This is a genomic window from Kitasatospora sp. NPDC059577, from assembly GCF_042735475.1.
GTDB lineage: Bacteria > Actinomycetota > Actinomycetes > Streptomycetales > Streptomycetaceae > Kitasatospora.
Window position 1 is genome coordinate 73,449 of record NZ_JBHWBZ010000048.1, and the last position, 419, is coordinate 73,867.

Here is a 419-nt window from a genome sequence, read left to right on the forward strand (position 1 = left end):
GCCCGCCCCCCGCACCCCCCCCCCACTCCCCTCCGGGGGGGCCCCCCCAACCCCCCCGGCCCCCCCCCCCCCCCCCCGCCCCCGCCCCCCCCCTATCGGTGATGCTACGAACTGTGGAGCATAGGAGACTCGAACTCCTGACATCTGCCTTGCAAAGGCAGCGCTCTACCAACTGAGCTAATGCCCCTCGACGGCACCGCGCGTGCCAACGGGCACTAGCGTACCGGGTTCCGGCGCGTTTCCCAGCGCCGTCCCCCGTCGGCAGTGCCGTTCCCCGGGTGCGGCCGGTCCGGTCGGTCGACCGGGCCGGCCGGCCCGGGTGGCGCGGGGCGGGGAGTCCGCAGACCGTGGATGTGAATATAGGCCCGGTTCAGCCTCCGGCCGGGTCCGGGTGGGTGGCGACCGTCCACAAGTCCGGG

At 74.7% G+C, this 419-nt stretch carries 1 tRNA gene; it reads right to left on the reverse strand.

Going from position 1 to position 419, the window contains the following annotated elements:
• Positions 1–114: 114 nt before the first annotated feature.
• Positions 115–187: transfer RNA gene (locus ACFV0O_RS29595), tRNA-Ala, on the reverse strand.
• Between the last annotated feature and the right edge of the window lie 232 nt (positions 188–419).